Annotated in this window: 24 protein-coding genes; 8 read left to right on the forward strand and 16 right to left on the reverse strand. The window is 73.1% G+C overall.

Annotation, left to right across the window (positions count from 1 at the left end; translation table 11 throughout):
- Positions 1-554: 554 nt before the first annotated feature.
- The 9 genes from gatB to ACIP67_RS15195 form a co-directional block, all read right to left on the reverse strand.
- A complete protein-coding gene (gene gatB, locus ACIP67_RS15155) occupies positions 555-2,063 on the reverse strand; it encodes an Asp-tRNA(Asn)/Glu-tRNA(Gln) amidotransferase subunit GatB (RefSeq protein WP_401691957.1) in 1,509 nt (502 codons plus the stop codon).
- 15 nt (positions 2,064-2,078) lie between these two features.
- A complete protein-coding gene (locus ACIP67_RS15160; RefSeq protein WP_389520410.1) occupies positions 2,079-2,318 on the reverse strand; it encodes a hypothetical protein in 240 nt (79 codons plus the stop codon).
- Positions 2,315-3,808, reverse strand: coding sequence for an Asp-tRNA(Asn)/Glu-tRNA(Gln) amidotransferase subunit GatA (gatA, locus tag ACIP67_RS15165; protein WP_401691959.1), 1,494 nt, complete (start codon positions 3,806-3,808; stop codon positions 2,315-2,317). The genes ACIP67_RS15160 and gatA overlap by 4 nt, the downstream gene beginning before the upstream one ends.
- 5 nt (positions 3,809-3,813) lie before the next feature.
- Complete coding sequence (gene gatC / locus ACIP67_RS15170) at positions 3,814-4,110, reverse strand: Asp-tRNA(Asn)/Glu-tRNA(Gln) amidotransferase subunit GatC (RefSeq protein WP_095936815.1); 297 nt, start codon at positions 4,108-4,110, stop codon at positions 3,814-3,816.
- 577 nt (positions 4,111-4,687) lie between these two features.
- Positions 4,688-6,931: a putative bifunctional diguanylate cyclase/phosphodiesterase gene (locus ACIP67_RS15175; RefSeq protein ID WP_401691961.1), complete on the reverse strand. Its 2,244-nt coding sequence runs from the start codon at positions 6,929-6,931 to the stop codon at positions 4,688-4,690.
- A 278-nt stretch (positions 6,932-7,209) separates the two neighbouring features.
- Positions 7,210-9,405, reverse strand: coding sequence for an NAD-dependent DNA ligase LigA (gene ligA / locus ACIP67_RS15180; protein WP_401691963.1), 2,196 nt, complete (start codon positions 9,403-9,405; stop codon positions 7,210-7,212).
- Between the two features lie 15 nt (positions 9,406-9,420).
- Complete coding sequence (locus tag ACIP67_RS15185) at positions 9,421-10,422, reverse strand: methionine synthase (protein WP_401691965.1); 1,002 nt, start codon at positions 10,420-10,422, stop codon at positions 9,421-9,423.
- A 71-nt stretch (positions 10,423-10,493) separates the two neighbouring features.
- Positions 10,494-11,192 carry an SDR family oxidoreductase gene (locus ACIP67_RS15190; protein ID WP_401692142.1) on the reverse strand — a complete coding sequence of 233 codons (699 nt, stop codon included), beginning with the start codon at positions 11,190-11,192 and terminating at the stop codon, positions 10,494-10,496.
- Between the two features lie 23 nt (positions 11,193-11,215).
- Positions 11,216-11,755 carry a TIGR00730 family Rossman fold protein gene (locus ACIP67_RS15195; RefSeq protein WP_401691967.1) on the reverse strand — a complete coding sequence of 180 codons (540 nt, stop codon included), beginning with the start codon at positions 11,753-11,755 and terminating at the stop codon, positions 11,216-11,218.
- A gap of 51 nt (positions 11,756-11,806) precedes the next feature.
- Here ACIP67_RS15195 and ACIP67_RS15200 point away from each other — a divergent pair, with 51 nt between their 5' ends.
- The 3 genes from ACIP67_RS15200 to ACIP67_RS15210 all read left to right on the forward strand — a co-directional run bounded on the left by ACIP67_RS15200 (position 11,807) and on the right by ACIP67_RS15210 (position 14,356).
- The gene (locus ACIP67_RS15200; RefSeq protein ID WP_401691970.1) at positions 11,807-12,136 is read left to right on the forward strand and encodes a DUF427 domain-containing protein; all 330 of its coding nucleotides are present in this window, start codon (positions 11,807-11,809) and stop codon (positions 12,134-12,136) included.
- A 280-nt stretch (positions 12,137-12,416) separates the two neighbouring features.
- Entirely contained in the window at positions 12,417-13,469 is a 1,053-nt protein-coding gene (locus ACIP67_RS15205; protein ID WP_401691972.1) for an XRE family transcriptional regulator, read from the forward strand.
- A gap of 104 nt (positions 13,470-13,573) precedes the next feature.
- Entirely contained in the window at positions 13,574-14,356 is a 783-nt protein-coding gene (locus tag ACIP67_RS15210; protein WP_401691974.1) for an alpha/beta fold hydrolase, read from the forward strand.
- Positions 14,357-14,478: 122 nt separating this feature from the next.
- Here ACIP67_RS15210 and ACIP67_RS15215 read toward each other — a convergent pair whose 3' ends face one another.
- Entirely contained in the window at positions 14,479-14,994 is a 516-nt protein-coding gene (locus ACIP67_RS15215; protein WP_401691976.1) for an ATP-binding protein, read from the reverse strand.
- Positions 14,995-15,308: 314 nt separating this feature from the next.
- Here ACIP67_RS15215 and ACIP67_RS15220 point away from each other — a divergent pair, with 314 nt between their 5' ends.
- The gene (locus tag ACIP67_RS15220; RefSeq protein WP_401691978.1) at positions 15,309-16,160 is read left to right on the forward strand and encodes a helix-turn-helix domain-containing protein; all 852 of its coding nucleotides are present in this window, start codon (positions 15,309-15,311) and stop codon (positions 16,158-16,160) included.
- Positions 16,161-16,171: 11 nt separating this feature from the next.
- On the forward strand, positions 16,172-16,417 hold the full coding sequence (locus tag ACIP67_RS15225) for a DUF397 domain-containing protein (RefSeq protein WP_401691981.1): 246 nt from the start codon (positions 16,172-16,174) through the stop codon (positions 16,415-16,417).
- Positions 16,418-16,530: 113 nt separating this feature from the next.
- On the opposite strand, the gene mnmA is transcribed toward ACIP67_RS15225, so the two are convergent.
- Entirely contained in the window at positions 16,531-17,655 is a 1,125-nt protein-coding gene (mnmA, locus tag ACIP67_RS15230) for a tRNA 2-thiouridine(34) synthase MnmA (RefSeq protein WP_401691984.1), read from the reverse strand.
- Positions 17,656-17,840: 185 nt separating this feature from the next.
- Here mnmA and ACIP67_RS15235 point away from each other — a divergent pair, with 185 nt between their 5' ends.
- Positions 17,841-18,500, forward strand: a complete 660-nt coding sequence (locus ACIP67_RS15235; RefSeq protein WP_401692143.1) for an N-acetylmuramoyl-L-alanine amidase — start codon at positions 17,841-17,843, stop codon at positions 18,498-18,500.
- A 122-nt stretch (positions 18,501-18,622) separates the two neighbouring features.
- Here ACIP67_RS15235 and ACIP67_RS15240 read toward each other — a convergent pair whose 3' ends face one another.
- From ACIP67_RS15240 to ACIP67_RS15250, 3 genes are all read right to left on the reverse strand, one after another.
- Positions 18,623-19,792 (reverse strand): cysteine desulfurase family protein, encoded by a 1,170-nt coding sequence (locus ACIP67_RS15240; RefSeq protein ID WP_401691986.1) that lies wholly within the window; start codon positions 19,790-19,792, stop codon positions 18,623-18,625.
- A 405-nt stretch (positions 19,793-20,197) separates the two neighbouring features.
- Positions 20,198-20,464, reverse strand: a complete 267-nt coding sequence (locus tag ACIP67_RS15245) for a DUF4190 domain-containing protein (protein ID WP_385068615.1) — start codon at positions 20,462-20,464, stop codon at positions 20,198-20,200.
- A 20-nt stretch (positions 20,465-20,484) separates the two neighbouring features.
- Entirely contained in the window at positions 20,485-20,709 is a 225-nt protein-coding gene (locus tag ACIP67_RS15250) for a hypothetical protein (RefSeq protein ID WP_401692147.1), read from the reverse strand.
- Between the two features lie 65 nt (positions 20,710-20,774).
- Here ACIP67_RS15250 and ACIP67_RS15255 point away from each other — a divergent pair, with 65 nt between their 5' ends.
- Together ACIP67_RS15255 and ACIP67_RS15260 are read left to right on the forward strand one after the other, a co-directional pair.
- Entirely contained in the window at positions 20,775-21,419 is a 645-nt protein-coding gene (locus ACIP67_RS15255) for a TetR family transcriptional regulator (RefSeq protein WP_401691989.1), read from the forward strand.
- A 252-nt stretch (positions 21,420-21,671) separates the two neighbouring features.
- Positions 21,672-21,797, forward strand: a complete 126-nt coding sequence (locus ACIP67_RS15260) for a hypothetical protein (RefSeq protein WP_401691992.1) — start codon at positions 21,672-21,674, stop codon at positions 21,795-21,797.
- A 363-nt stretch (positions 21,798-22,160) separates the two neighbouring features.
- On the opposite strand, the gene ACIP67_RS15265 is transcribed toward ACIP67_RS15260, so the two are convergent.
- Both ACIP67_RS15265 and ACIP67_RS15270 read right to left on the reverse strand, forming a co-directional pair.
- Complete coding sequence (locus ACIP67_RS15265; RefSeq protein WP_401691994.1) at positions 22,161-23,018, reverse strand: thioesterase family protein; 858 nt, start codon at positions 23,016-23,018, stop codon at positions 22,161-22,163.
- Positions 23,019-23,081: 63 nt separating this feature from the next.
- A complete protein-coding gene (locus ACIP67_RS15270) occupies positions 23,082-23,738 on the reverse strand; it encodes a trimeric intracellular cation channel family protein (protein ID WP_389520448.1) in 657 nt (218 codons plus the stop codon).
- Positions 23,739-23,772 lie beyond the last annotated feature (34 nt).

Genomic DNA, 23,772 nt, shown 5'->3' on the forward strand with positions numbered 1-23,772 from the left:
CTCCGGGCCCTGGACCGCGCGCCCGTCCGGGCCGCGATCCTGGCCCTGATCCCGGTCCCGGTCCTCGTCCTGCTCCTGGTCCTGGTCCTGATATCGGCCCTGATCCTGCTCCTGGTCCCGGCCCTGATCCTGATCCCGGCCCCGGCCCTGATCCCGGCCCCGGCCCTGATCCCGGCCCCGGTCGGCTCCCCGGCGCGGGCTCCGGGGTGTCTGCCCCGCGGTCTCCTGATCGTCCATCGCGTCGGCCCGTATGCCGTCCTGGGTGTCGGAATCGGTACGTCCACTCATGGCGGGCGAGCGTAGCGCCTCGGCCTGAGAGCCCCGGGTGCGGGCGGACGGGCGCGGCGGGGACGTGGGGGCGCTTCTGACGGAGCTCCGGGGGAGAAGGAGCGGCGTCCGGTGCGTGCCCTCGGTGTGCGGTCGGTGGAGGTACCGCCCACGCCGTTCAGGCAGTGGGGAGCGTGCCGGGCGTCGCGACGCCGCGGGAATCCGTCGGAAGCGCCCGAGGGGGACGCACCGACGACGGCGCGTCCCCCTCGGGCGGTGCGGCGGGGTCAGCCGACGCCCAGCTTCTCCAGGATGAGCTCCTTGACGCGGGCCGCGTCCGCCTGTCCGCGGGTGGCCTTCATGACCGCGCCGACCAGGGCTCCGGCCGCGGCCACCTTGCCGCCGCGGATCTTGTCCGCGACGCCCGGGTTGCCGGCGATGGCCTCCTCGACGGCGGCGGTGAGCGCGCCCTCGTCGGAGACGACCTTCAGACCGCGCCGGTCGACGACCTCGTCCGGGGTGCCCTCGCCCGCGAGGACGCCCTCGATGACCTGGCGGGCCAGCTTGTCGTTCAGGTCACCCTTGGAGACGAGCTCGGTGACCCGGGCGACCTGCTCCGGGGTGATCGCCAGCTCGTCCAGCGCCTTGCCCGACTCGTTGGCGCTGCGGGCCAGCTCACCCATCCACCACTTGCGGGCGGAGGCCGCGTCCGCACCGGCGTCGATCGTGGCGACGATCAGGTCCAGCGCGCCGACGTTGGTGATCGCCTGCATGTCCGTGGCCGAGATGCCCCACTCCGCGAGGAGCCGGTTGCGGCGGGCCAGCGGAAGCTCGGGCAGTCCGGCGCGGATCTCCTCGACCCACTCGCGCGAGGGGGCCACCGGCACCAGGTCCGGCTCGGGGAAGTACCGGTAGTCCTCGGCCTCCTCCTTCACGCGGCCCGAGGTCGTCGACCCGGTGTCCTCGTGGAAGTGGCGGGTCTCCTGGACGATCAGGCCACCGCCGCCGAGCACGGCCGCGTGCCGCTGGATCTCGAAACGGGCCGCGCGCTCCACGGACCGCAGGGAGTTCACGTTCTTCGTCTCGGAACGCGTGCCGAACTTCTCGGCGCCCTTCGGCATCAGCGACAGGTTCACGTCGCAGCGCATCTGGCCCATCTCCATGCGGGCCTCGGAGACACCGAGGGCCCGGATGACCTCGCGCAGCTCCCGCACGTACGCCCGCGCGACCTCGGGGGCGCGCTCGCCGGCGCCGACGATCGGCTTGGTGACGATCTCGATCAGCGGGATGCCGGCGCGGTTGTAGTCGAGCAGCGAGTGCGAGGCGCCGTGGATACGGCCGGTGGCGCCGCCGACGTGCGTCGACTTGCCGGTGTCCTCCTCCATGTGGGCGCGCTCGATCTCCACGCGGAAGGTTTCGCCGTCCTCCAGCTGCACGTCGAGGTAACCGTCGAAGGCGATCGGCTCGTCGTACTGGGAGGTTTGGAAGTTCTTCGGCATGTCCGGATAGAAGTAGTTCTTCCGGGCGAAGCGGCACCACTCGGCGATCTCGCAGTTCAGCGCGAGACCGATCTTGATCGCGGACTCGACGCCGGTCGCGTTGACGACCGGGAGCGAGCCGGGCAGGCCGAGGCAGGTGGGGCAGGTCTGCGTGTTGGCGCCCTGACCGAGTGCGGTCGAACAACCGCAGAACATCTTGGTCTTGGTGCCGAGTTCGACATGGACCTCGAGGCCCATGACGGGGTCGTACGACGCCAGCGCGTCCTCGTACGACACCAGGTCGGTCGTGGTGGTCACGGTGAAACTTCCCTCTCAGCCCAGCAGGACGTCGTCGTCGCCCAGCCGCTTCAGCTCGCGGTAGAGGATGGCGAGGCCGGTGACGATGGCGGCGGCGGACAAGGTGGCGTCGATCAGGACGAGCGTGTCGTTCTCGACGCGGGCCTTCTTGAGACGCTTGGCGACACCGATCGCGCCGAACGCGGTGGTGGCCATGGTCAGGTACGTGCCGGACTTGGACTTCTTGAAGCCCTTGGCCTTGGTCAGTGCACTCACAGCGACGGAGCCTCCTCGAGCAGCGGGTGGCCCCACTTTTCCACGAAGGCGGCCTCGACGGCGGCGCCGACCTTGTACAGCCTGTCGTCCTTCAGCGCCGGGGCGATGATCTGGAGGCCGACCGGGAGGTTGTCCTCCGGGGCGAGACCGCAGGGCAGCGACATGGCCGCGTTGCCCGCCAGGTTGGTCGGGATGGTGCACAGGTCGGCCAGGTACATCGCCATCGGGTCGTCGGCGCGCTCGCCGATCGGGAAGGCGGTGGTCGGGGTCGTCGGGGAGACGATCACGTCGACCTGCTCGAAGGCCTTCTCGAAGTCGCGCGTGATGAGCGTGCGGACCTTCTGGGCGGAGCCGTAGTACGCGTCGTAGTAGCCGGAGCTGAGCGCGTACGTGCCGAGCATGATGCGGCGCTTGACCTCGGGGCCGAAACCCGCCTCACGGGTGAGGGAGGTGACCTCCTCGGCGGAGTGGTTGCCGTCGTCGCCGGTCCGCAGGCCGTAGCGCAGGCCGTCGAAGCGGGCGAGGTTGGACGAACACTCCGACGGCGCGATCAGGTAGTACGCCGACAGCGCCAGGTCGAAGGACGGGCAGTCCAGTTCGACGATCTCGGCACCCAGCTCCTTCAGGAGGGCGACGGACTCGTCGAAGCGCTGGATCACACCGGCCTGGTAGCCCTCGCCGCGGAACTGCTTGACCACGCCGACGCGCATCCCGGCGACGCTGCCGTTGCGGGCGGCCTCGACGACCGGCGGCACCGGGGCGTCGATGGAGGTCGAGTCGAGCGGGTCGTGGCCGGCGATGACCTCGTGCAGCAGGGCCGCGTCCAGGACCGTACGGGCGCAGGGGCCGCCCTGGTCGAGGGAGGAGGAGAAGGCCACCATGCCGTAGCGGGAGACGGCCCCGTACGTCGGCTTCACGCCGACCGTGCCGGTGACGGCGGCCGGCTGGCGGATGGAGCCGCCGGTGTCGGTGCCGATGGCGAGCGGGGCCTCGAAGGAGGCGAGGGCGGCGGACGAGCCGCCGCCGGAGCCGCCGGGGATGCGGGTGAGGTCCCAGGGGTTGCCGGTCGGGCCGTAGGCGCTGTTCTCCGTCGACGACCCCATGGCGAACTCGTCCATGTTGGTCTTGCCGAGGATGACGACGTCGGCGGCCTTCAGCTTCTTGGTGAGGGTCGCGTCGTACGGCGGGATCCAGCCTTCGAGGATCTTGGAGCCGACGGTCGTCGGGATGCCCTCGGTGGTGAAGATGTCCTTGAGCGCGAGGGGGACGCCGGCCAGCGGGCCGAGCTTCTCGCCGCGCTCCCGCTTCTCGTCCACGGCGCGGGCCTGGGCCAGGGCACCCTCGCGGTCGACGTGGAGGAAGGCGTGCACCTTCTCGTCGACGGCCTCGATCCGGGCCAGGTGGGCCTCGGCGACCTCGACGGCGGTGAGCTCGCCGGAGGCGATCTTCGCGGCGATCTCGGCCGCGGTGAGCTTGATGATGTCCGTCATGACGGTTAGTCCTCCCCCAGGATCTGCGGCACCTTGAAACGCTGCTGCTCCTGGGCCGGGGCGCCGGAGAGCGCCTGCTCGGGGGTGAGCGACGGACGGACCTCGTCCACCCGCATGACGTTCGTCAGCGGGAGGGGGTGCGAGGTCGGCGGTACGTCTTGGTCGGCGACCTCACTGACGCGGGCGACCGCGCCGATGATGTCGTCCAGCTGTCCCGCGAAGTGGTCGAGCTCTTCGGGCTTCAGCTCCAGACGCGCCAGCCGGGCGAGGTGGGCGACCTCCTCGCGCGTGATGCCAGGCATGCAGCGTTCCTCTGGGGTGAGTATGTGTGGTGTGGGCCCAATCCTAGGGGGCGGGGCCCGCAACCCGTGAAACGGTCGCCGCCCGCGGGGCCCCGGCGTTCGGCGCCGGCCCCCCGTCGGCCGGTGACGCGACCGCGCCCGGACGGCGAAGGCCGACCGGGCCGGGCCCGTCCCGTCCCGCCCTTCCCTCCGGCCCCTAGTGCGGCGGACGCCTGCGGAGGGTGCCCGCGACAGGCGCCTTGAGCTGCCGACCGCGCGTTTCACGGCCGGGGTGAGCTGATGCCCCGGCCTAAGAGCCCGCCCGCTCAGCTGGGCCGGACGGGTGGGCGCGGGGTGACGTGACGGCCGGTGTGCCGGGCAGCCGGGCGGCCGGTGACCAGGGTGGCCGGTGTCCGGGGCGGCCGGTCTGCCGGGCGGCCGCCGACGGCGGGCGGCCCGTCACACTGCAACGCCCGCTCTCCGGTCGGTCCGGCGACGGACCGGCCAATGGACGGGCCGGCGCAGGGACGGGGGTTCGGGGACGGGTGTGCCAAGGGACGGGCCGGCAAAGGGACGGGTGGGCCAAGGAACGGGCGGGCTATTCGTCCGCGGCCGCCGCCGGGAGGACCGCCGCGGGGCGCTGCCAGCCCCGGGAGCCCCGGGCCCGCAGCCAGGCCGTGGTCTCCTCGGGGGGCATCGCCGCGGCCACCAGCCAGCCCTGGACCGCGTCGCAGCCCAGGTCGCGCAGGCGTTCCCAGGTCTCGTCGTCCTCGACGCCCTCGGCGACCACCAGGAGTCCCAGGGAGTGCGCGAGGTCGACCGTGCAGCGCACGATCTCCGCGTCCTCGGTGTCCACCGCCAGCCGGGCCACGAAGGAGCGGTCGATCTTCAGCTCGCTCACCGGCAGCCGGCGCAGGTGGACGAGCGAGGAGTAACCGGTGCCGAAGTCGTCCAGGGACATCTTCACGCCGTGCCCGGTCAGCCCGTTGAGGGTGTCGGCGGCGCGCTGCGGGTCCTCCAGCAGGACGTGTTCGGTTATCTCCAGCTGGAGCGCTCCCGCGGGGACGCCGTGCCGGGCGAGGCGCGCGGCGACGGAGCCGGCGAAGCCGGGGGTGTGGACGTCGCGCGGGGAGACGTTCACCGCGACCGGGACGTACAGCCCCTGGGACCGCCACTCGGCGACCTGGCCGAGCGCGGTGTCCAGGACGTACTCCGTGAGGTGCGGCATCAGCCCGGACGACTCGGCGATCGCTATGAACTCGTCCGGCGGGACCTTCCCCCGCTCGGGGTGCACCCAGCGCACCAGCGCCTCCAGGCCGGCGACCTGCCCGTCGAAGCGGACCTTGGGCTGGTAGTGCAGCTGCACCTCGTGCGCGTCCAGCGCGCGCCGCAGATCGCCGAGGAGGCCGAGCCGGTCGGGGGTGTTGGAGTCGCGCTTGGACTCGTAGACCTCGACGGCCGTACGGTCCCGCTTGGCCTGGTACATCGCGATGTCCGCCCGGCGCAGCAGCCCCTCGGCGTCGAGGGCGTGGTCGGGGAAGACGGCGACGCCGGCGCTGGCCTCCAGGACGAGGGTGAGCCCGTCGAGGTCGAGCGGCGAGCTGAGGGCGGAGACGAGTCCGCGGGCGACGCGGGCGGCGGAGGTGGTGGAGTCGGCGACGGGCAGTAAGACGGCGAACTCGTCGCCGCCGAGCCGGGCGACCTCGGCCCCGCGCGGGAGGGCGACCCGGAGCCGGTCGGCTATCTGGAGCAGCAGCCGGTCGCCGGCGAGATGACCGAGGGTGTCGTTGACGGACCGGAAACGGTCGAGGTCGATCAGCATGAGTGCGGCCCGGGCGCCGATGCGTTCGGCGTCGTCCAGGGCGGTCCAGATGCGCTCCCCCAGCCACTGCCGGTTGGGCAGTCCGGTGAGCGGGTCGCGCAGTTGCTCCTCGGCCCGCGCGCGGGCCATCCACAGGGTGGAGTCGAGGGCGATGAGCGGGATGGCGAACAGCGGCAGCAGGATCGGCTCGGCCACGGCGACCACGCACACCAGGGGGGCGATGCCGAGCAGGGCGACCGCGACCAGTCCCTGCCGGACCAGGGCGGTGCGGGCGACGGTGGGCAGACCGCCGGCGCGCGGCGCGTGCAGGTACCAGAGCAGGACGCGGGTGACCGCGAGGTAGGCGACGGCGACGAGGGCCACCTGGGGGGCGGTGTAGAGCGTCCAGGTGTCCGGGGTCCACGGCCGCTCGACGGACGGCACCCGGCCGCAGGCGGCCAGCAGCAGCGCGCCGGTGCCGATACCGAGGATGTCCGCGGCGCCGTGCAGGACACCCTGCCGCCAGCGGTGGCGCCGGGCCGCGCCGACCAGGACGACGACGGTGAGGCTGACCAGTCCGGCCGGCACCCAGCCGTACAGCAGCAGGACGGCGAGGGTGAGGGCGGCGCCGGAGCCGGTGCCGCCCCACCAGCGGGCCCGGCCGAGCATGACCAGGTGTCCGACGATGACGCCGGTGAGGAGGGCCAGCGACCAGCCGGCGGTGCCGGCCGGGAAGAGCGCGTGGGGGCCGGTGAAGGCGCGGTAGAAGCCGGCGCCGAGGACGAACCCGGCCGCCGCGACGACCGCCGCGGGCAGCGGGGGCCAGGACGGGTGCCGGTCGGCGCCGCCACCGGGTGCCACCGCGGCGACGGCTCCGGGGGCGAGCCCGCCGGAGGCGCACCGGGCCACCGAGGCGTGCGGAGCGCCCGCGTGCTCCTGCGCGCGTTCGGACCACACCACCCACCGGCTGCCCCACCAGGTGCCGGCGGCCCGGCGTCGGCGCAGCCGTGACTCCGTGGCGGCGCTCTCGGTCGGTTCCATTCCCGTCCCTCTCACAGCCGGCGGTGCCCACGCCACGCGGCCCGTTGCCCGACAGCCTCCGGGCGGCGCCGCGTTGGGCGGCCCTTCCCCCTGCTCAACCGGAGCACGAGGATGCCCCGACCGCAGCTGGGCACGGCAGGCGCACATCTCAACAGTAGGCCGCAGAAGGCGTCCACGGGCAGCGGTCGTCGACGGTTGCCCGAATGCGCCCCGGCCACCCGTATGCATCTGATATGCGCCGATCGGGTGGCCTTCAACCGCCGTCGCCCGCTACCGGGTCACTGCTCCGGCGCCGGGAGCGCGGCGTCGGCCGCGGCGTCCGGGCCCTGTTCGAGCAGGACGGTGAAGCCGTCCTCGTTCAGAACAGGCACCTTGAGCTGCATCGCCTTGTCGTACTTCGACCCGGGATTGTCCCCCACGACGACGAACGACGTCTTCTTCGAAACCGAACCGGTCACCTTCGCTCCGCGGCTCTGGAGGGCGTCCTTGGCGCCGTCGCGGGTGAAGTGCTCCAGTGTGCCGGTCACGACGACCGTCAGGCCCTCCAGCGGGCGCGGACCCTCGTCCTGTGCGGAGCCTTCCTCCTCCGTACGGACCCCGGCGGCCTTCCACTTGCGGAGGATCTCCTGGTGCCACTCCTCGGCGAACCACTCCTTGAGGGAGGCGGCGATGATCGGGCCGACGCCTTCCGTGCCGGCCAGTTCCTCCTCGCTCGCCCCCTCGATGCGCTCGATGGAGCGGAACTCGCGCGCGAGCGCCTCGGCGGCGACCGGTCCCACGTGCCGGATGGACAGGCCGGTGAGGACCCGCGCCAGCGGCCGCTCCTTGGCGGCCGCGATGTTGTCCAGCATGGCCAGCGCGTTCTTCTTCGGCTCGCCCTGCTGGTTGGCGAAGACCGTGACGACCTTCTCCTCGCCGGTCTTCGGGTCGCGCTTGGGCAGGCCGCTGTCCTGGTCCAGGACGTAGGCCTTGATGGGCAGGAGCCGCTCGATGGTGAGGTCGAACAGGTCGCCCTCGTCGGCCAGCGGCGGATCCGCCGGTTCCAGCGGCTTGGTGAGGGCCGCGGCGGCGACGTACCCGAAGTGCTCGATGTCCAGGGCCTTGCGGCCGGCGAGGTAGAAGAGGCGCTCGCGCAACTGGGCCGGGCAGGTGCGGGCGTTGGGGCAGCGCAGGTCGACGTCGCCCTCCTTCATCGGCCGCAGCGGCGTCCCGCACTCGGGGCACTCGGCCGGCATCACGAACTCCCGCTCGGTGCCGTCGCGCAGGTCGACGACCGGTCCGAGGATCTCCGGGATGACGTCACCGGCCTTGCGCAGCACCACCGTGTCGCCGATGAGGACGCCCTTGGCCTTGACGACGTCCTGGTTGTGCAGGGTCGCGAACTCGACCTCGGACCCGGCCACCGTCACCGGCTCGACCTGGGCGTACGGCGTGACACGGCCCGTACGGCCCACGCCCACACGGATGTTGACGAGCTTGGTGTTGACCTCCTCCGGCGCGTACTTGTACGCGATCGCCCAGCGCGGCGCCCGCGAGGTGGAGCCGAGCCGGCCCTGGAGGGGGATCTCGTCGAGCTTGACGACGACACCGTCGATCTCGTGCTCCACCGAGTGGCGGTTCTCGCCGTAGTACGCGATGAACTCCCGTACGCCGTCGAGGCCGTCGACGACCCGGTTGTGCGGGGAGGTCGGCAGACCCCACGTCTTGAGCAGGTCGTAGGCCTCGGAGAGCCGGGTGAGGCCCTCGTAGCCCTCCAGCGCCCCGATGCCGTGGACGACCATGTGCAGCGGGCGGGTGGCCGTCACGCGCGGGTCCTTCTGGCGCAGCGAACCGGCCGCCGCGTTGCGCGGGTTGGCGAAGGGCTTGTCGCCGGCCTCCACCAGGCGGGCGTTGAGCTCCTCGAACTTCTCCATCGGGAAGTAGACCTCGCCGCGGATCTCCACCAGCGTGGGGACGCCGTCGCCGGACAGCCGGTCCGGGATCTCCGCGATCGTGCGCACGTTGGGCGTGATGTCCTCGCCGGTGCGGCCGTCGCCGCGGGTCGCCGCGCGCGTGAGGCGCCCGTGCTCGTAGGTGAGGTTCACGGCCAGGCCGTCGACCTTCAGCTCGCACAGGAAGTGGTGCGCGGACGCGCCCACGTCCTTGTGGACGCGCTCGGCCCATGCGGCCAGTTCCAGGTCGTCGAAGGCGTTGTCCAGGGAGAGCATGCGCTCGCGGTGCTGGACCGCCGTGAACTCCGTCGCGTACGCGCCCGCCACCTTCTGGGTCGGCGAGTCGGGCGTGCGCAGCTCGGGGTACTCCTGCTCCAGCGCCTCCAGGGACCGCAGGAGCCGGTCGAACTCCGCGTCGCTGATGACGGGGGCGTCCTTCACGTAGTACCGGAAGCGGTGCTCCTCGATCTGCTCAGCGAGCTGCGCATGCTGCTCCCGTGCCTCGGTGGGCACCGTCGTGTCCGCTTGCTTGTCGCCGGCCACCGTGTTGTCCTCCCGTTACTCTGGGTTGTCCGCGAGGGATCTCGCCGCCCGGACGCAGTGCGCGAGTGCCTGTCGTGCGTACGCGGGGGAAGCGCCCGCGAGGCCGCACGCCGGCGTGATCGTGACCGCGTCCGCGAGCAGCCCCGGTCGCAGCCCCAGCCTGCGCCACAGCGTCCTGACACCCATGACGCTACCGGCAGGGTCCGACAATGGGCCGTCCGTCCCCGGCACGACACCGGCGAACAGCCGGGTACCCGCTTCCACCGCCTCCCCGATCGCGTCGTCGTCACGCTCGGTGAGCAGGGAGAAGTCGAACGAGATACCCGCCACTCCGGCCCTGCGCAGGAGCGCGAACGGGACGTCCGGAGCGCACGAGTGGACGACGACGGGACCGTCGCCGTGCACCCCCGCCACGTCCCGGAGGCCGGCCTCGACGACCTGGCGGTCGACGGCGCGGTGGGTGCGGTAGCCGCTGGCGGTCCGCACCTGCCCGCGCAGGACGGCGGTGAGGGAGGGCTCGTCGAGCTGGAGCACCACCTGCGCGCCCGGCACGCGGCGCCGCACCTCCGCGAGGTGCCCGCGCAGGCCCTCGGTGAGGGACGCGGCCAGGTCGCGGCAGGCGCCGGGGTCGGAGAGGGCGGCCTCGCCGTTCCTGAGTTCCAGAGCGGCGGCGAGGGTCCAGGGACCGACCGCCTGGACCTTCAGGGGTCCTTCGTAGCCCTGGGTGAACTCCTCCAGCGCGTCCAGGTCCTCCCCCAGCCACGCCCTCGCCCGCCGGGTGTCCCGGCCCGGCCGGTCCCCCAGGCGCCAGCCGCTGGGCTCCACGCGCGCGTACAGCTCCACCAGCAGGCCCGCCGTCCGGCCGATCATGTCGGCGCCGGGGCCCCGGGCGGGCAGCTCGGCGAGGAACGGGAAGTCCTCGAAGGAGCCGGTGACGGTCTTGGCGGCCTCCCGGGCGTCGCCGCCGGGCAGGGAGCCGATCCCGGTGGCGGGGCCGAAGGCGAAGTGTGCGTTCACGGGGGAAGCCTACGTAGGTCTCCGGGCGCGCGGTCGCCCCGCCCCGGGCGGCGGCCGCCCGGGGCCCTCGCTCAGCGACCGGGCCGTACCGTCAGGTCGTTGACCTCCGCGTCCCTCGGCAGGTCGAGCGCCATCAGGATCGTCGTCGCGACCGACTCGGCGTCGATCCAGCGGGCGGGGTCGTACTCCTCGCCCAACTGCTGGTGGACCTTGGCCTGCATGGGGCTCGCCGTGCGGCCGGGGTAGACGGAGGTGACGCGGACGCCGCCCGCGTGCTCCTCGTGCCGCAGGGAGTCGGCCAGCGCCTTCAGGCCGTGCTTGGAGGCGGCGTAGGCCGACCATTCGGCGTGGGCCCGCAGCCCGGCCCCGGAGTTGACGAACACCACGTGTCCGCGCGTGGCCCGGAGCTGCGGCAGGAAGTGCCGGGTCAGCTCGGCGGGGGCGATGAGGTTGACGTTGAGCTGGTGGCGCCAGGACTTGGGGGTGAGGTCGCCGACCGGGCCCAGGTCGACCACGCCGGCGATGTGCAGCAGGGAGTCCACCCGGTCGGGGAGCGTCTGGTGGGAGAAGGCCCAGGACAGCTTGTCGGGGTCGGCCAGGTCACCGACGAGCGTCCTCGCCCCGGGGAACTCCGCCGCCAGCTCCTTCGCCCGTCCCGCGTCGCGCGCGTGCAGCACGAGGTCGTCCCCGCGCGCGTGGAGCCGGCGGGCGACGGCCGCACCGATGCCGGAGCCCGCTCCGGTGATCACATGAGTAGCCATGCCCGCCATGCTCGCACCACCGGGCGCCGCGCTCACACGACGCCCTGGCTCTCCTCCAGGTAGGCCAGCGCCCCGACCGGCTCCTCCGCGAAGAACACCAGGTCGGTCAGCGGCCGGGGCAGGAAGCCCTCGGCGTCCATCCGCCGGAACTGCTCCTTGAGGCCGTCGTAGAAGCCGGCGGTGTTCAGCAGGACGACCGGCTTGTCGGTGTGCCCGTGCTTCTTCAGCTCCAGGATCTCGGTGGCCTCGTCGAGCGTGCCCGTACCACCGACCATGATCACGACCGCGTCGGCCTTCTCCAGCAGGAGCCGCTTGCGCTCGGCGAGGTCACGCGCGACGACCATCTCGTCGGATCCCTGCCGCGCCTTCGCCGCGAGGAAGTCCACCGACACCCCGCACAGCCGGCCGCCCGCCTCCTGGACGCCGTCGGCCACCACCTTCATCAGCCCGACGTCGGAACCGCCCCACACGAGCGTGTGGCCGCCCTTGCCGAGCAGTTCGGCGAACTCACGGGCGGGGCGGGTGTAGCGGTCGTCGAGGTCGGCGGCGGAGAGGAAGACGCAGATACGCATGCCCTACACCGTACGCGGGAACACCCGGCCGCCCGCGCGCGCTGTTCCGGTATGGCACAAGGACACACGATCACGATCGAGCGGGAGACCCTGCGCGTCAGGGCGGTCCACGGCGACCGGGTGCTGGCCGAGAGCGACCGGCCCCTCGTCCTGCGGGAGACCGGCTGTCCGGTGCGGTACTACCTGCCCGCCGAGGACGTCCGCGTGGACCTGCTCACCCCGTCCGACACCCGCACGCACTGCCCCTTCAAGGGCACGGCGTCCTACTGGTCACTGCCCGGCGCGCCCGACCTGGTGTGGGCGTACCCCGACCCGAAGCCGGACGTGGCCGCGATCAAGGACCACTTCTGCTTCTACGAGGTGAGCGTCTCGCCTGCGTGACGGCGGGACCGCGTGACATTCCCCGCGGTGCGGCCGGTGGCTTCCCCGTCGTCACCGGCCGCACCTCCCCCACGCCCCGGCGGGCGCCGTCCTGACCCCCCGGGACGGCACGACCGAGCCTGTCGATCGCCGGTCGGGGACGCAACGGCGTCCGGCTGTCCCGGACGGGTGACGGCTGTCCGGGCTGGCCACGCCGTTGTCCGGATTCCGTTCCGGACAAGGGCGGACCTGTCCGAATCCCCCGTTGTCCCTCAAACGGGCTCTGCAACACCATGCGTGCATGGGGAACCTGGGAGAGCTGTCGCCCTATGCGGCCAGGGACGCCGCCGGCTTCGTCGCGTCGATGCAGCGGCTCAAGGAGCGCGCCGGGCTGACCTATCGGGAGCTGGAGGAGAAAGCCGCCCGCAACGGTGACGTGCTGGCGCGCAGCACGCTGGCCGACGTCCTGCGCCGGACGACCCTGCCGCGCGCGGACATCGTCGCCGCCTTCGTCCGCGCCTGCGGGGACGGACAGCACGTCGACGCCTGGCTCCAGGCCAGGGACCGGCTCGCCACCGCGGACCCGGCGGGAACGGCCGGTTCCGATGGCCCGGCAGCGCCCACCGACCCCGCGGACCCGACGGACCCGGCCGCCCCCCGCGCCGAGGACGCCGGAGCACCCGGCCCCGGCCCCGGAACTCCCGTGCCCGGCCCCGGATCGCCCGTCCCCTCCGGGCCCCGTCCGGCCCGAGCCCGCACCCGGGTCCTCGTCGCCGCGCTGCTGGCCCCGCTGCTCGCCTTCGCCGCCTGGGTCCTGCTCGCCCACGGCACGGGCTCCTCCGACGACTCCGACGGCTCCGGCGACGCGGACGCGGCGGCCGCCGCGAACACCGCGTCCCGGGCCCCCGTCGACGGCTGGGTCACCGTGCGCCCCGCCCGCGCGCCGGAGCTCTGCCTGACGGACGGACGGGACCGGGGCGGCGCCTACCCGAACGCCGTCGCCGTCCAGCGCCCCTGCGCCGAAGTCCCGGTTCCGCGTACGTACCTGGAACCGGCGGGAGAGGGCCTCTACCGCATCCAGTGGCACCACCCCGAGATGGGCAAGGGCTGTCTGACGGTGATGGAGTCCGGGCCGGTCAAGGGCATGCTGGAGCCCCGCGACGACTGCACGCAGGGGACCCTGTTCCGGCTGGAGCCCGTCTCCGACGACGCCGACGAGGGCTTCCGGATGCGGCCGGCCCACGGCAGCCGCTGCGTCGGACTGGCCGGGGACGGCAGCGCGGAGGGGGCGGAGGCCATCGAGGAGCGCTGTACCGGTGCGGCCGACCAGCGCTTCCTCGTGCGGGCGGACTGAGCGCGCACCGGGCGGTCCAGCGGTCGGCGAACCCGGCCGTCGCCCCGCCCGGCACGGCCCCGCCACCCCGACAACTCCCGCCGGGTCTGACAGTCTGCACAGACATGGACAAGAAGACCCTTTCGCGCGACGGTACCTCCCTCGCGTACGGCATCAGGGGACAGGGCCCGGCGGTCGTCCTCGTCAGCGGCGCGATGTCCACGGGCACCACCGTCGCACCACTGGCCGGCCTCCTCGCGCAACGCTTCACCGCCCTCTGGTACGACCGCCGGGGCCGCGGCGAGAGCGGTGACACCGCGCCCTACGCGGTGGAACGCGAGGTCGAGGACATCGCGGCGCTGATCGACGCGGCGGGCGGTGAGGCGGCGCTGTACGGCGTCTCCTCGGGCGGCGCGCTGGCCCTGGAGGCGGCGGCGAGCGGGCTGCCGGTGAGCCGGGTCGCGGTGTACGAGACGCCGTACGCGGACTTCTCGGACGACGGCGCCGAGCGTTGCGCCGTCTACACCGAGCGCCTCACCGAGGCACTCGGGCAGGACCGGCGCGGGGACGCGGTCGAGCTGTTCCTGCGGCGGACGGGCCTGGCGGAGAGCGTGATCGGGGGCGCCCGCCAGTCACCGATGTGGGCCGGCATGGAGGCCATCGCCCCGACCCTGGCCTACGACGACGCCCTGATGGGCGACGGCCTGGTGCCCCGGCACCGGCTGGCCTCGCTCGGCGTCCCCGTGCTGGCCGTGGCAGGCGCGGCGAGCCCCGCGTGGATGCGCGAGGCCGCGCGCGCGGTGGCGGACGCGGTCCCGCGCGGCGCCTACCGCACGCTGGAGGACCAGACACACATGGTGGACCCGAACGTCCTGGCGCCGGTGCTGGCGGAGTTCCTCGCGGAATAGGCCCTCATGCGGTCAGGGTGACGCCCGCGCGGACGGTCGGCGGCCACGTCCGGGCGGGCATCCACTCGGTGCCGCGCGCGGCTCGCGCGCGGGGAGCCCGCCAGGGAGTTTCGGCCTTGCGATCAAGCCGTGACGGACTCCGGCGGCAGGGCCAGTTCGAACCAGATCGTCTTCCCGGCCGGCCCGTACGGCCCCTCGTCCGTCCCGCAGCCGCCCCAGCGGTCGGCGAGCAGGTCGAGGATCAGCAGTCCACGGCCCCCGTCGGCGTGTACCGGCGCGGCCGGGGGCGGCACCAGCGGGGGCAGATCGGGACCCATGTCCCAGACACTGACCCGGAGTACGGGGTCCAGCCAGTGCAGGCGGACGAGGGCGGGCCCCTTGGTGTGCCGGACGGAGTTCGTCGCGAGTTCCGAAGTCAGCAGCTCGGCCCGGTCCACGAGTCCGGCGAGACCGTGGGCGGCGAGGACGGCCCGGAGCGTGAGGCGGGCGATGCCGGGGGCGCGGGGGTCGCAGGGGAAGTGGAGCTCGTAGGTCCAGGGGGCGGTGAAGGGGAGGGGGGCGGGGTGGGTGGGGGGAGGGGGCTCGGGGTCGTCGGCGTGGGGGGTGGGGGTGGCGGGGCTGGTGGGGGGTCGGGTCACGCGGCACCTCCGTTGGTGCGGGTGGCTGTGGTGAGGAGCGGGGTCGTGCCCCGCGCGGGCCATGTCCTCCGAGTCCGCGTCGGGTCGGTGCCGTTGCCGGTCCGTGAACCGCTGTCCCGGTGGACCGGGAGGGCGGGCCACGGTGGTCCGGTGCACTTCCGTCGGGCGGGGTAGGGCGGTGGCTTGGATCACAAGCTAGCCCCGAGACTAAAACTCGTGCTACCTCATTCACTAAAACGGGTCTTATCCGAGTTGCGCGTGGACGATCGCGCACAGAGGTCGGCAAACTGTGCGCGCGAGCAAGGAGTTGACCCATGGCACCACGTCACACACCCACGATTCGTCAGCGGCGCTTCGGCGCTGAACTCAGACGACTCCGTGACTCCATCGGCATGTCCGCCCCTGTTGCCGCCGAGCGGCTGGGAGTGGATCGCACGATGATCTCCAACATCGAATCCGGCCGCTTCGGCATCAGCGAGGAGCGCCTACGACGTCTGGCGAGTATCTACGAGTGCGACGACGACGGGTTGATCGACGCACTTGCCTCGATGACCGGCGGGCGCGCTCGGGGCTGGTGGGACGAGTACCGAGGCAAAATCCCGCCCGATTTCCTGGACGTGGCGGAACTCGAACATCACGCCACGAGCCTGCGGACGCTCCAGACGGCCCACATCCCCGGGTTGTTCCAGACCGAGGAGCACGCCCGCGCGCTGTTCGACCTCTTCGTCCCGGCGTTGCCACGGCTGGAGGTCGAGCTACGCGTGGCGCATCGCCTGGCCCGGCACGGTGTCGTCGCGGTCGATCCTGGTGTGCCCTACGTGGGCCTGGTCTACGAGGCCGCCCTGCATCTCCGGATCGGTGGCCGCCAAGTGGCCAAGGCCCAGTTGCACCACCTGTTGGAGGAAAGCGAGCGTCCCAACGTCACCCTGCTAGTCATTCCGCTCGCGGCAGAGGGGTTCCCCATGGCCGGGGACTCACTGATGTACGCCACCGCAGCGAGCCCTCACCTGGACACTGTCGAGGTGGACTCAGCCGTCGGTGCCGTCTTCTTCGACTCACCGACCCAGCTGTCCAACTTCCGTCGGCGGCTGGACTTGGTCGAACGCGTGGCGTTGAATCCCGAAGAGTCGAGGAACCGCATCCTTGAAATCGCCGGAGATCTGTAAGAGGTGCCCCAGTGCCCAGCGTGACCTGGACGAAGTCCTCCTTCTCGGAGGCCGCGGGCAACGCCTGCGTCGAGATAGCCGCTCCGAGCCCCGACGGAGTCGCCGTGCGCGAGAGCGAGAGCCCGGCCCGCGTGCTGACCACGGGCCGGGCTGCGCTGGGCGCGCTGATAGGGGGCGTCAAGGCGGGGCTCGACAGGAGCGTTGCGAGCTCCGCTCGGGCCTGCCCGCCGAGCAGGTCCTCGACGACCGCTCGCTGAACCGTCTCCGGTGTGGCGGGGGAGGCGACCCGCCGGTCACTTCCCCTTGCGGACGATCCGCAGGGGGAAGCCTGTGACGGCGGCGGGCCCGGGGCCAGCCCTCAAGATCTTCTCTAGGCCACCCCGGCCGTCGCGCGCGTGGTCGACGCGATCGTCGCCGATCCCACCACCCGGGTGCCGTCGTACAGCACGATCGCCTGGCCGGGGGCGACGCCGCGGACCGGGTCGGTGAAGGTGACCTCCAGGCGGCCGTCGACGAGTGCGGCGGTCACCTCGGTCTCGCCGCCGTGGGCGCGCAGCTGGGCGGTGTAGGTGCCGGGGCCGGTGGGGGCGGCTCCGCACCAGCGGGGCTTGACGGCCGTGAGGCCCGTCACGTCGAGGGCGGCCGCGGGGCCCACCGTCACGCGGTTGTCGACCGGGGAGATGTCGAGGACGTAGCGCGGCTTGCCGTCGGCGGCCGGGGTCCCGATGCGCAGGCCCTTGCGCTGGCCGATGGTGAAGCCGTACGCGCCGTCGTGCGTGCCGAGCTTGTTGCCGGCCTCGTCGACGATGTCGCCCTCGGCCGTGCCCAGCCGCTGGGCGAGGAAGCCCTGGGTGTCGCCGTCGGCGATGAAGCAGATGTCGTGGGAGTCGGGCTTCTTGGCGACGGCCAGCCCCCGGCGCTCGGCCTCGGCGCGGATCTCTTCCTTGGTGGTGACGGTGTCGCCGAGGGGGAAGAGGGCGTGGGCGAGCTGCCGCTCGTCGAGCACGCCGAGGACGTAGGACTGGTCCTTGGCCATGTCGGAGGCCCGGTGCAGGGCGCGGGATCCGTCGGGCAGGGTCACGACCTTCGCGTAGTGGCCGGTGCACACCGCGTCGAAGCCCAGGGCGAGCGCCTTGTCGAGGAGCGCGGCGAACTTGATCTTCTCGTTGCAGCGCAGGCAGGGGTTGGGGGTGCGGCCGGCCTCGTACTCGGCGACGAAGTCCTCGACGACGTCCTCGCGGAAGCGGTCGGCGAGGTCCCAGACGTAGAAGGGGATGCCGATGACGTCGGCGGCGCGGCGGGCGTCACGGGAGTCCTCGATGGTGCAGCAGCCCCGCGCGCCGGTGCGGAACGATTGCGGGTTCGCGGAGAGCGCGAGGTGGACGCCGGTGACGTCGTGACCGGCTTCCGCGGCGCGGGCGGCGGCGACGGCGGAGTCGACCCCGCCGGACATGGCGGCGAGGACGCGGAGGGGACGCTGTGAGGTCTCAGTCATAGCCCTTCAAGAGTACGGGGCGCGGGGAACCGCGGGCCGCGGATATCCGTTGGTCGGATCGAGGGGCGGGGTGGGCGCGGTGGGCGCCCCGGAGCGGGGACGGGCGCGGGGGGACGAGGATGCGGGACGAAGAGGGGCAGAGCGGGCGTATGGGGGTGCGGGACGCAGAGGGGCAGGGCGGGCGTATGGGGGTGCGGGACAAGGACGCGGACCGGCGGCTCGGGCGGCGGGCGCTGCTGGTCGGCGGGGCGGCGGCGGCCGTGGGGTCGGCGGTGCTGGCGCGGGACGAGCTGGCGCGGCTGTGGTGGCGGGTGCCGGGGGTGGAGAAGCCGCGGGTGGAGGGCGCGGTCGACTTCCGGGGCGCGCGCTGGGTGGCCGCGTCGGAGGCCAACTTCCGCTGGGCGGACCGGCCGGACGACTACGGCATCGACACGGTGGTCGTCCATGTCACGCAGGGCGACTACGCGAGCGCGGTGCGGGCGTTCCAGGATCCGGAGCACCAGGCGGCCGCGCACTACATCGTCGGCCAGGACGGGCGCGTGGCGCAGATGATCCGCGAGCTGGACGTGGCGTACCACGCGGGCAACCGCGCGTACAACGAGCGGAGCATCGGCATCGAACACGAGGGCTTCGTGGACCGGCCGCAGGACTTCACCGACGCCATGTACACGGCGTCGGCGCGCCTGACGGCCGGGATCTGCCGCCGGTACGGCATACCCGTAGACCGTGAGCACATCATCGGGCACGTGGAGGTGCCGGGGACGGACCACACCGACCCGGGCGAGCACTGGGACTGGGACCGGTATCTGCGGCTGGTGCGGGAGGCGCGCACGGCGTCCGCGTGACCCGCGGCCGGGGTGGCGGGGCCGTGACCGGGGTGGCGGGGCCCCGGGGTGGCGGAGCCGTGGCCGGGGTGGCGGGGCCCCGGGGCGCCGCCACCGCGCGGGGAGCGGGTCCGGGCCGGGCCCTACATGAGTCCTGCGGCGCGTGCCCGTTCGACGGCCGGGCCGATGACCTTGGCGACGGCTTCGACGTCGGCTTCGGTGGAGGTGTGGCCGAGGGAGAAGCGGAGGGTGCCGCGGGCCAGGTCCGGGTCGGTGCCGGTGGCGAGCAGGACATGGCTGGGCTGGGCGACGCCGGCGGTGCACGCGGAGCCCGTGGAGCACTCGATGCCCTGGGCGTCCAGGAGCAGCAGCAGGGAGTCGCCCTCGCAGCCGGGGAAGGTGAAGTGGGCGTTGGCCGGGAGGCGGCCCTCCGGTGCCGGGTCGCCGCCCAGGAGGGCGTCCGGGACCGCCGTACGGACCGCGGTGACCAGGGCGTCGCGCAGGGCGCCGATCTCGCGGGCGAACCACTCGCGCCGCTCGGCGGCGAGACGTCCGGCGACGGCGAAGGAGGCGATCGCGGGGACGTCGAGGGTGCCGGAGCGGACGTGCCGTTCCTGGCCTCCGCCGTGCAGGACGGGCACGGGGGTGCGGTCGCGGCCGAGGAGGAGGGCGCCGATGCCGTAGGGACCGCCGATCTTGTGGCCGGAGACGGTCATCGCGGCGAGGCCGGAGTCGGCGAAGTCGACGGGGACCTGGCCGAACGCCTGCACCGCGTCGGCGTGCAGGGGGACGTCGAACTCGGCGGCCACCCGGGCGAGTTCGCGGACCGGCATGAGCGTGCCGATCTCGTTGTTCGCCCACATGACCGTGGCCAGGGCCACGTCGGCGGGGTTGCGGGCGATCGCCTCGCGGAGCGTGTCCGGGTGGACCCGGCCGTACGCGTCGACGGGCAGGTACTCGACCGTCGCGCCCTCGTGCTCGCCCAGCCAGTGCACGGCGTCGAGGACGGCGTGGTGTTCGACGGGGCTGGCGAGGACCCGGGTGCGCGCCGGGTCGGCGTCCCGGCGGGACCAGTACAGGCCCTTGACGGCGAGGTTGTCGGCCTCGGTGCCGCCGGAGGTGAAGACGACCTCGCTGGGGCGGGCGCCGAGCGCTTCCGCGAGGGTCTCGCGTGCTTCCTCGACCGTGCGGCGGGCCTGGCGGCCGGCCGCGTGGAGGGAGGAGGCATTGCCGGTGAGGCCCAGGTGGGCGGTCAGTGCCTCTGCCGCCTCCGGGAGCATCGGGGTGGTCGCGGCGTGGTCGAGGTAAGCCATGGTGAGGCGATTCTACGGCGCGCCGTCCGCGCGTCTCGGGCGGCCGCCTCCGGGGCGGCGGGACGGGGTCGCACGGCGAGCGCGCGGCATCCCCGGCGTGGACGGCCGCAGGGCGGCGGCACACCCGGGCGAAGCCGGACTCCGCGCCCGCCCCGCACCCGGCCCGGACGGCCACTGGCACGGCGGCACACCCTGCGTAAACGGCCTCAGGAACGGCGGCGCGCCCTGCACAGACGGCCTCGGAGGCGGCGGCACGCCTGACCGAAGCCGGACCCCGCACCCGCCCCGCACCCGGCCCGGACGGCCACGGCGGCACACCCCCACACGGACGGCCTCAGGAACGGCGGCGCGCCCTGCGCGGACGGCTGTGGGAGTGGCGGTGCGGGCCGCGGCCCGGGCCGTCCGTCAGAAGCTCCACGAGATCGTCGAGTCCGCCTGTATGAACGCGGCGAGGACCACCAGGTCGGCGACCCCGAGGGCGAGGCCCAGCAGGGCGCGGCCGCGGCGCTCGGTGCCGCGCCACAGCGCCACCGAGGCCAGGACGATGGCTATGGGCCCGAGGAAGACGTTGAGGACCAGGAGGCCCACGAGGCCGAGGACGAAGGACGCGACGGCCATGCCGTCGGTGTCCCGGATGCCCGTGCGGCGCGTGGCGGGTGCGGTGAGGTGCATGGTCGTTCCGCTCCTTCCGGTCAGTGGGTCGAGGTGTGACGACGGCGGCCGTGGCGCTCGCGGAGCGCGAAGACGCCGAGCCAGGCGGCGATCACGGCGGCGGCGGCCAGGCTGAACCCGAGCGGCGCGTGGGCGACGGTGCCCAGGACGACGCCGAGCAGCAGGAGTGCGACGACGAGGAACAGCACGGGATCGGATCCCCCTCCGTGGACGGTCGGTGAACAGTTGTGGGTACAGTTGTTCACTGACTACCCAGTCTAGCCCGCCCCACTGCTTTGCAATGACAGGTAACAGTTGTTAACTAAATGACATGAGTCACACGCTCGGCATTCGTCAGGCACAGAAGCAGAAGACGCGTCAGGCGCTCCTGGACGCGGCGCTGGCGCTGCTGGAGGAGCAGAGCCTCAGCAGCCTGGGCCTGCGTGAGGTCACCCGCGCGGTCGGGGTGGCCCCGACCGCCTTCTACCGGCACTTCCGCTCCACGGCGGACCTGGGCGTGGCCCTGGTCGAGGAGGCGCTGGGCAGCCTGCACCCGCTGATCCGCACCACCGTGACCGCCGCCGACTCCAGCGACGAACGCATCACGCGCGCTGTCGAGTTGATCGCCCGTCATGTTCACGCGTACCCCGCCCATGTCCGTTTCATCGCCCGTGAGCGACACGGCGGGGTCCAGCCGGTCCGCGAGGCGATACGGGAGCAACTGGGCCGGTTCGCCGAGGAGGTGAAGGCCGAGCTGGCCGAGGACGACGAGGCGGAGGGCTGGAGCGACGACGACCTGCTGATGCTCGCGCACCTCTACGTCGACCAGATGCTCATCACGGCCTCCCTGTTCCTGGAGGTCCAGGAGGCGGCGGCCGGTGACGAGGCCTCCGCGGGAGCCCGTGAGCGGGTCGCCCGGCTCGCGACACGGCGGTTGCGGCTCATCACCGTCGGCCGCCACCACTGGCTCGGCTGAGCCGGGCGGTCCGGCACACGCGGGAGGGCGGCACACTCACCCCGAGTGCGCCGCCCTCCCGCGTCGACCGCCACGGCTTGCCGCAGGCCTGCCGACGGGCCCTGCCGTCGACGCCGCCGCGCCCGCCGGTCCTACTGCGCCGACTGACTCTGCTGCGCCTGCTGGCTCTGCTGCGCCTGGCCGCCGCCCGGCCCGCCACAGCCGCCCTGGCCGCCACCGGGACCACCGCCCTGACCGGGCCCGCCGCTCGGCATGCCCGAGGGCATGCCCGTCGGCATGCCGCTGGGCGAACCCGTCGGCACACCTGACGCGGCACCGCTCGGCATCCCGGACGGCATGCCCGATGGCATCCCGCTCGGCATCCCGGAGGGCGCCTGACACTCCTGCTGACCGGAGCTGCCGCTGTCCGTGGAGGACGAGTCGCTCGAACCGCAGGCCGCCAGGGCGAGCGGCGAGAGCGCCAGGAGGGCCACCGCGGGGACGAGACGCACCGACCCGAGTACACGCTTCATGAGAATCAGCTCCATGGAGGATAAGAAATTCCTGAGGTGCGGTACTCAACCAACGGCGCATAAGGCTTTGTTGGGGTCCTCCTGTTCCCCTCCTGTCAATCGGGCAAAGCACGCCCCAAGGAACCGCTCTGACCTGGGAGTTCACCACGACCGGCGGTCGGTGCACCGGTACAGCTCCGTGACGGAGACGGCCGTCCGCGGCAGTTGGCCGACGGGGCGCGCGGGCCCCTCAGCCCAGCCCGACCCGGGCCAACTGGCGTGACTGCGCCACCAGCCGGTCCTCGCTGTCCCACACCTCGGCGTCCTCCTCCAGGAAGCCGCCGGCGAGGTTGCGGGTGGTGATGGAGACGCGCACGGGGCCCGGAGCCGGACGGGAGCGGACGTGGACGGTGAGTTCGACCGTGGGCACCCAGCCGGCGATGCCGAGGTCGAACGCGGTGGGCGGCAGGGCGTCCACGGCGAGGAGCAGCGAGAGGGGGTCGGCGTCGCGGCCGTCCGCCAGCCCGAACCAGGCCCGCACCTCGCCCTTGCCGGACGGCTGCCCGAGCGCCCAGCCCACGGTCGACGGGTCGAGCTTGAGCATCAGCCGCTCGGCGATGGGCTGCTGGTCGGCACCGGGAGCGGGGGCGGGCCCGTCCGCGGGGCCGAGGCACTGGCCGATCGGCGGGACGGCGGGGGGCTTCGCGGAGGTGCGGACGTCGTCGGGGAGGGCGTCGAGGTCGCCGTAGGTGGCGAGGACGCGGATGCGTTCGACCTCGCGGCCCTGCTCGTCGTACTGGAGGAGCGACGCCTGGCCGGTGGAGAGGGTGCGGCCGGTGCGGACCGTCTCGGTGCGGACGACCGCCGGGCCGGGGCGGGAGGCGCTGAGGTAGTGCGCGGAGACGGTGAACGGGTCGTGGTGCGGCAGGGTGTCCGCCAGGGCGCGGGCCACGACGGCGAGCAGGTAGCCGCCGTTGACGGCGCCGAAGATCGTCCAGCCGGCCGAGAGATCGGTGTCGTAGAGGCCGGGTGCGCGGAGGGTGACGGCGGTGTCGCGGTCGAACTCGCTGTCCCCGACGGCGGCGGGGGCCGTGACTGCTTCAGACATGGCGGAAACGGTACAGCAAGCAATTACTAAGCGGTAGCTTTCCAGGCGGTACCAGGACCGCACCTACTCCTCGCGCACCGTCGAGCGGCGGTTCCACGCGCGCGGCGCTCGCCAGTGGAACCGCATCGCGAGCAGCCGGAGCACGAAGGCGGTGGCCGCGGCCACCCCGCTGGCCAGCGGGGTCAGGGCGTCGTAGCGGATGCAGAGCACCACCATGGTGGCGCCCACGATCGCCGGGACCGCGTACAGGTCGCGGTCCCAGCGCAGCAGGGACGGCACTTCGTTGGCGAGGACGTCACGCAGCACACCGCCGCCGACCGCGGTGGCCAGCCCCAGGGCGGCCGACGCGGTGAGGCCCAGGCCGAAGTCGTACGCCTTCGTCGTGCCCGTGACGCAGAAGAGGCCGAGGCCGGCGGCGTCGAAGACGTTCACGCCGGTCTGGATGCGCTCCACGTGCGGGTGCAGGAAGACGACGAGGAGGGCGGCGAGCAGCGGCGTGAGGAAGTACCCCAGATCCGTGAAGGCAGCGGGCGGTACGGCCCCGATGACCAGGTCACGGAACAGCCCGCCGCCCAGTGCGGTGACCTCGGCGAGCACGGCGATGCCGAAGACGTCGAAGTTCTTGCGGACGGCCAGCAGGGCGCCGGAGATCGCGAAGACGAAGATGCCGATCAGGTCGAGCGTGTGCTGGACGGAGGGGCTGAAGATTTGCTGGAGCACCCTTCTATTCTCGCCCAGCAATGAGCCCCCGCCT

The sequence above is a fragment of the Streptomyces sp. NPDC088812 genome, assembly GCF_044750285.1.
Classification (GTDB): domain Bacteria; phylum Actinomycetota; class Actinomycetes; order Streptomycetales; family Streptomycetaceae; genus Streptomyces.

Coding starts and splice junctions, on each gene's coding strand:
- gatA (WP_401691959.1), bottom strand. CDS start 3,808: ATGACGGACATCATCAAGCTCACCGCGGCCGAGATCGCCGCGAAGATC.
- gatC (WP_095936815.1), bottom strand. CDS start 4,110: ATGCCTGGCATCACGCGCGAGGAGGTCGCCCACCTCGCCCGGCTGGCG.
- ACIP67_RS15175 (WP_401691961.1), bottom strand. CDS start 6,931: ATGGAACCGACCGAGAGCGCCGCCACGGAGTCACGGCTGCGCCGACGC.
- ACIP67_RS15190 (WP_401692142.1), bottom strand. CDS start 11,192: ATGGCGGGCATGGCTACTCATGTGATCACCGGAGCGGGCTCCGGCATC.
- ACIP67_RS15195 (WP_401691967.1), bottom strand. CDS start 11,755: ATGCGTATCTGCGTCTTCCTCTCCGCCGCCGACCTCGACGACCGCTAC.
- ACIP67_RS15200 (WP_401691970.1), top strand. CDS start 11,807: ATGGCACAAGGACACACGATCACGATCGAGCGGGAGACCCTGCGCGTC.
- ACIP67_RS15205 (WP_401691972.1), top strand. CDS start 12,417: ATGGGGAACCTGGGAGAGCTGTCGCCCTATGCGGCCAGGGACGCCGCC.
- ACIP67_RS15210 (WP_401691974.1), top strand. CDS start 13,574: ATGGACAAGAAGACCCTTTCGCGCGACGGTACCTCCCTCGCGTACGGC.
- ACIP67_RS15220 (WP_401691978.1), top strand. CDS start 15,309: ATGGCACCACGTCACACACCCACGATTCGTCAGCGGCGCTTCGGCGCT.
- mnmA (WP_401691984.1), bottom strand. CDS start 17,655: ATGACTGAGACCTCACAGCGTCCCCTCCGCGTCCTCGCCGCCATGTCC.
- ACIP67_RS15235 (WP_401692143.1), top strand. CDS start 17,841: ATGGGGGTGCGGGACAAGGACGCGGACCGGCGGCTCGGGCGGCGGGCG.
- ACIP67_RS15240 (WP_401691986.1), bottom strand. CDS start 19,792: ATGGCTTACCTCGACCACGCCGCGACCACCCCGATGCTCCCGGAGGCG.
- ACIP67_RS15245 (WP_385068615.1), bottom strand. CDS start 20,464: ATGCACCTCACCGCACCCGCCACGCGCCGCACGGGCATCCGGGACACC.
- ACIP67_RS15255 (WP_401691989.1), top strand. CDS start 20,775: ATGAGTCACACGCTCGGCATTCGTCAGGCACAGAAGCAGAAGACGCGT.
- ACIP67_RS15260 (WP_401691992.1), top strand. CDS start 21,672: ATGCCCGAGGGCATGCCCGTCGGCATGCCGCTGGGCGAACCCGTCGGC.
- ACIP67_RS15265 (WP_401691994.1), bottom strand. CDS start 23,018: ATGTCTGAAGCAGTCACGGCCCCCGCCGCCGTCGGGGACAGCGAGTTC.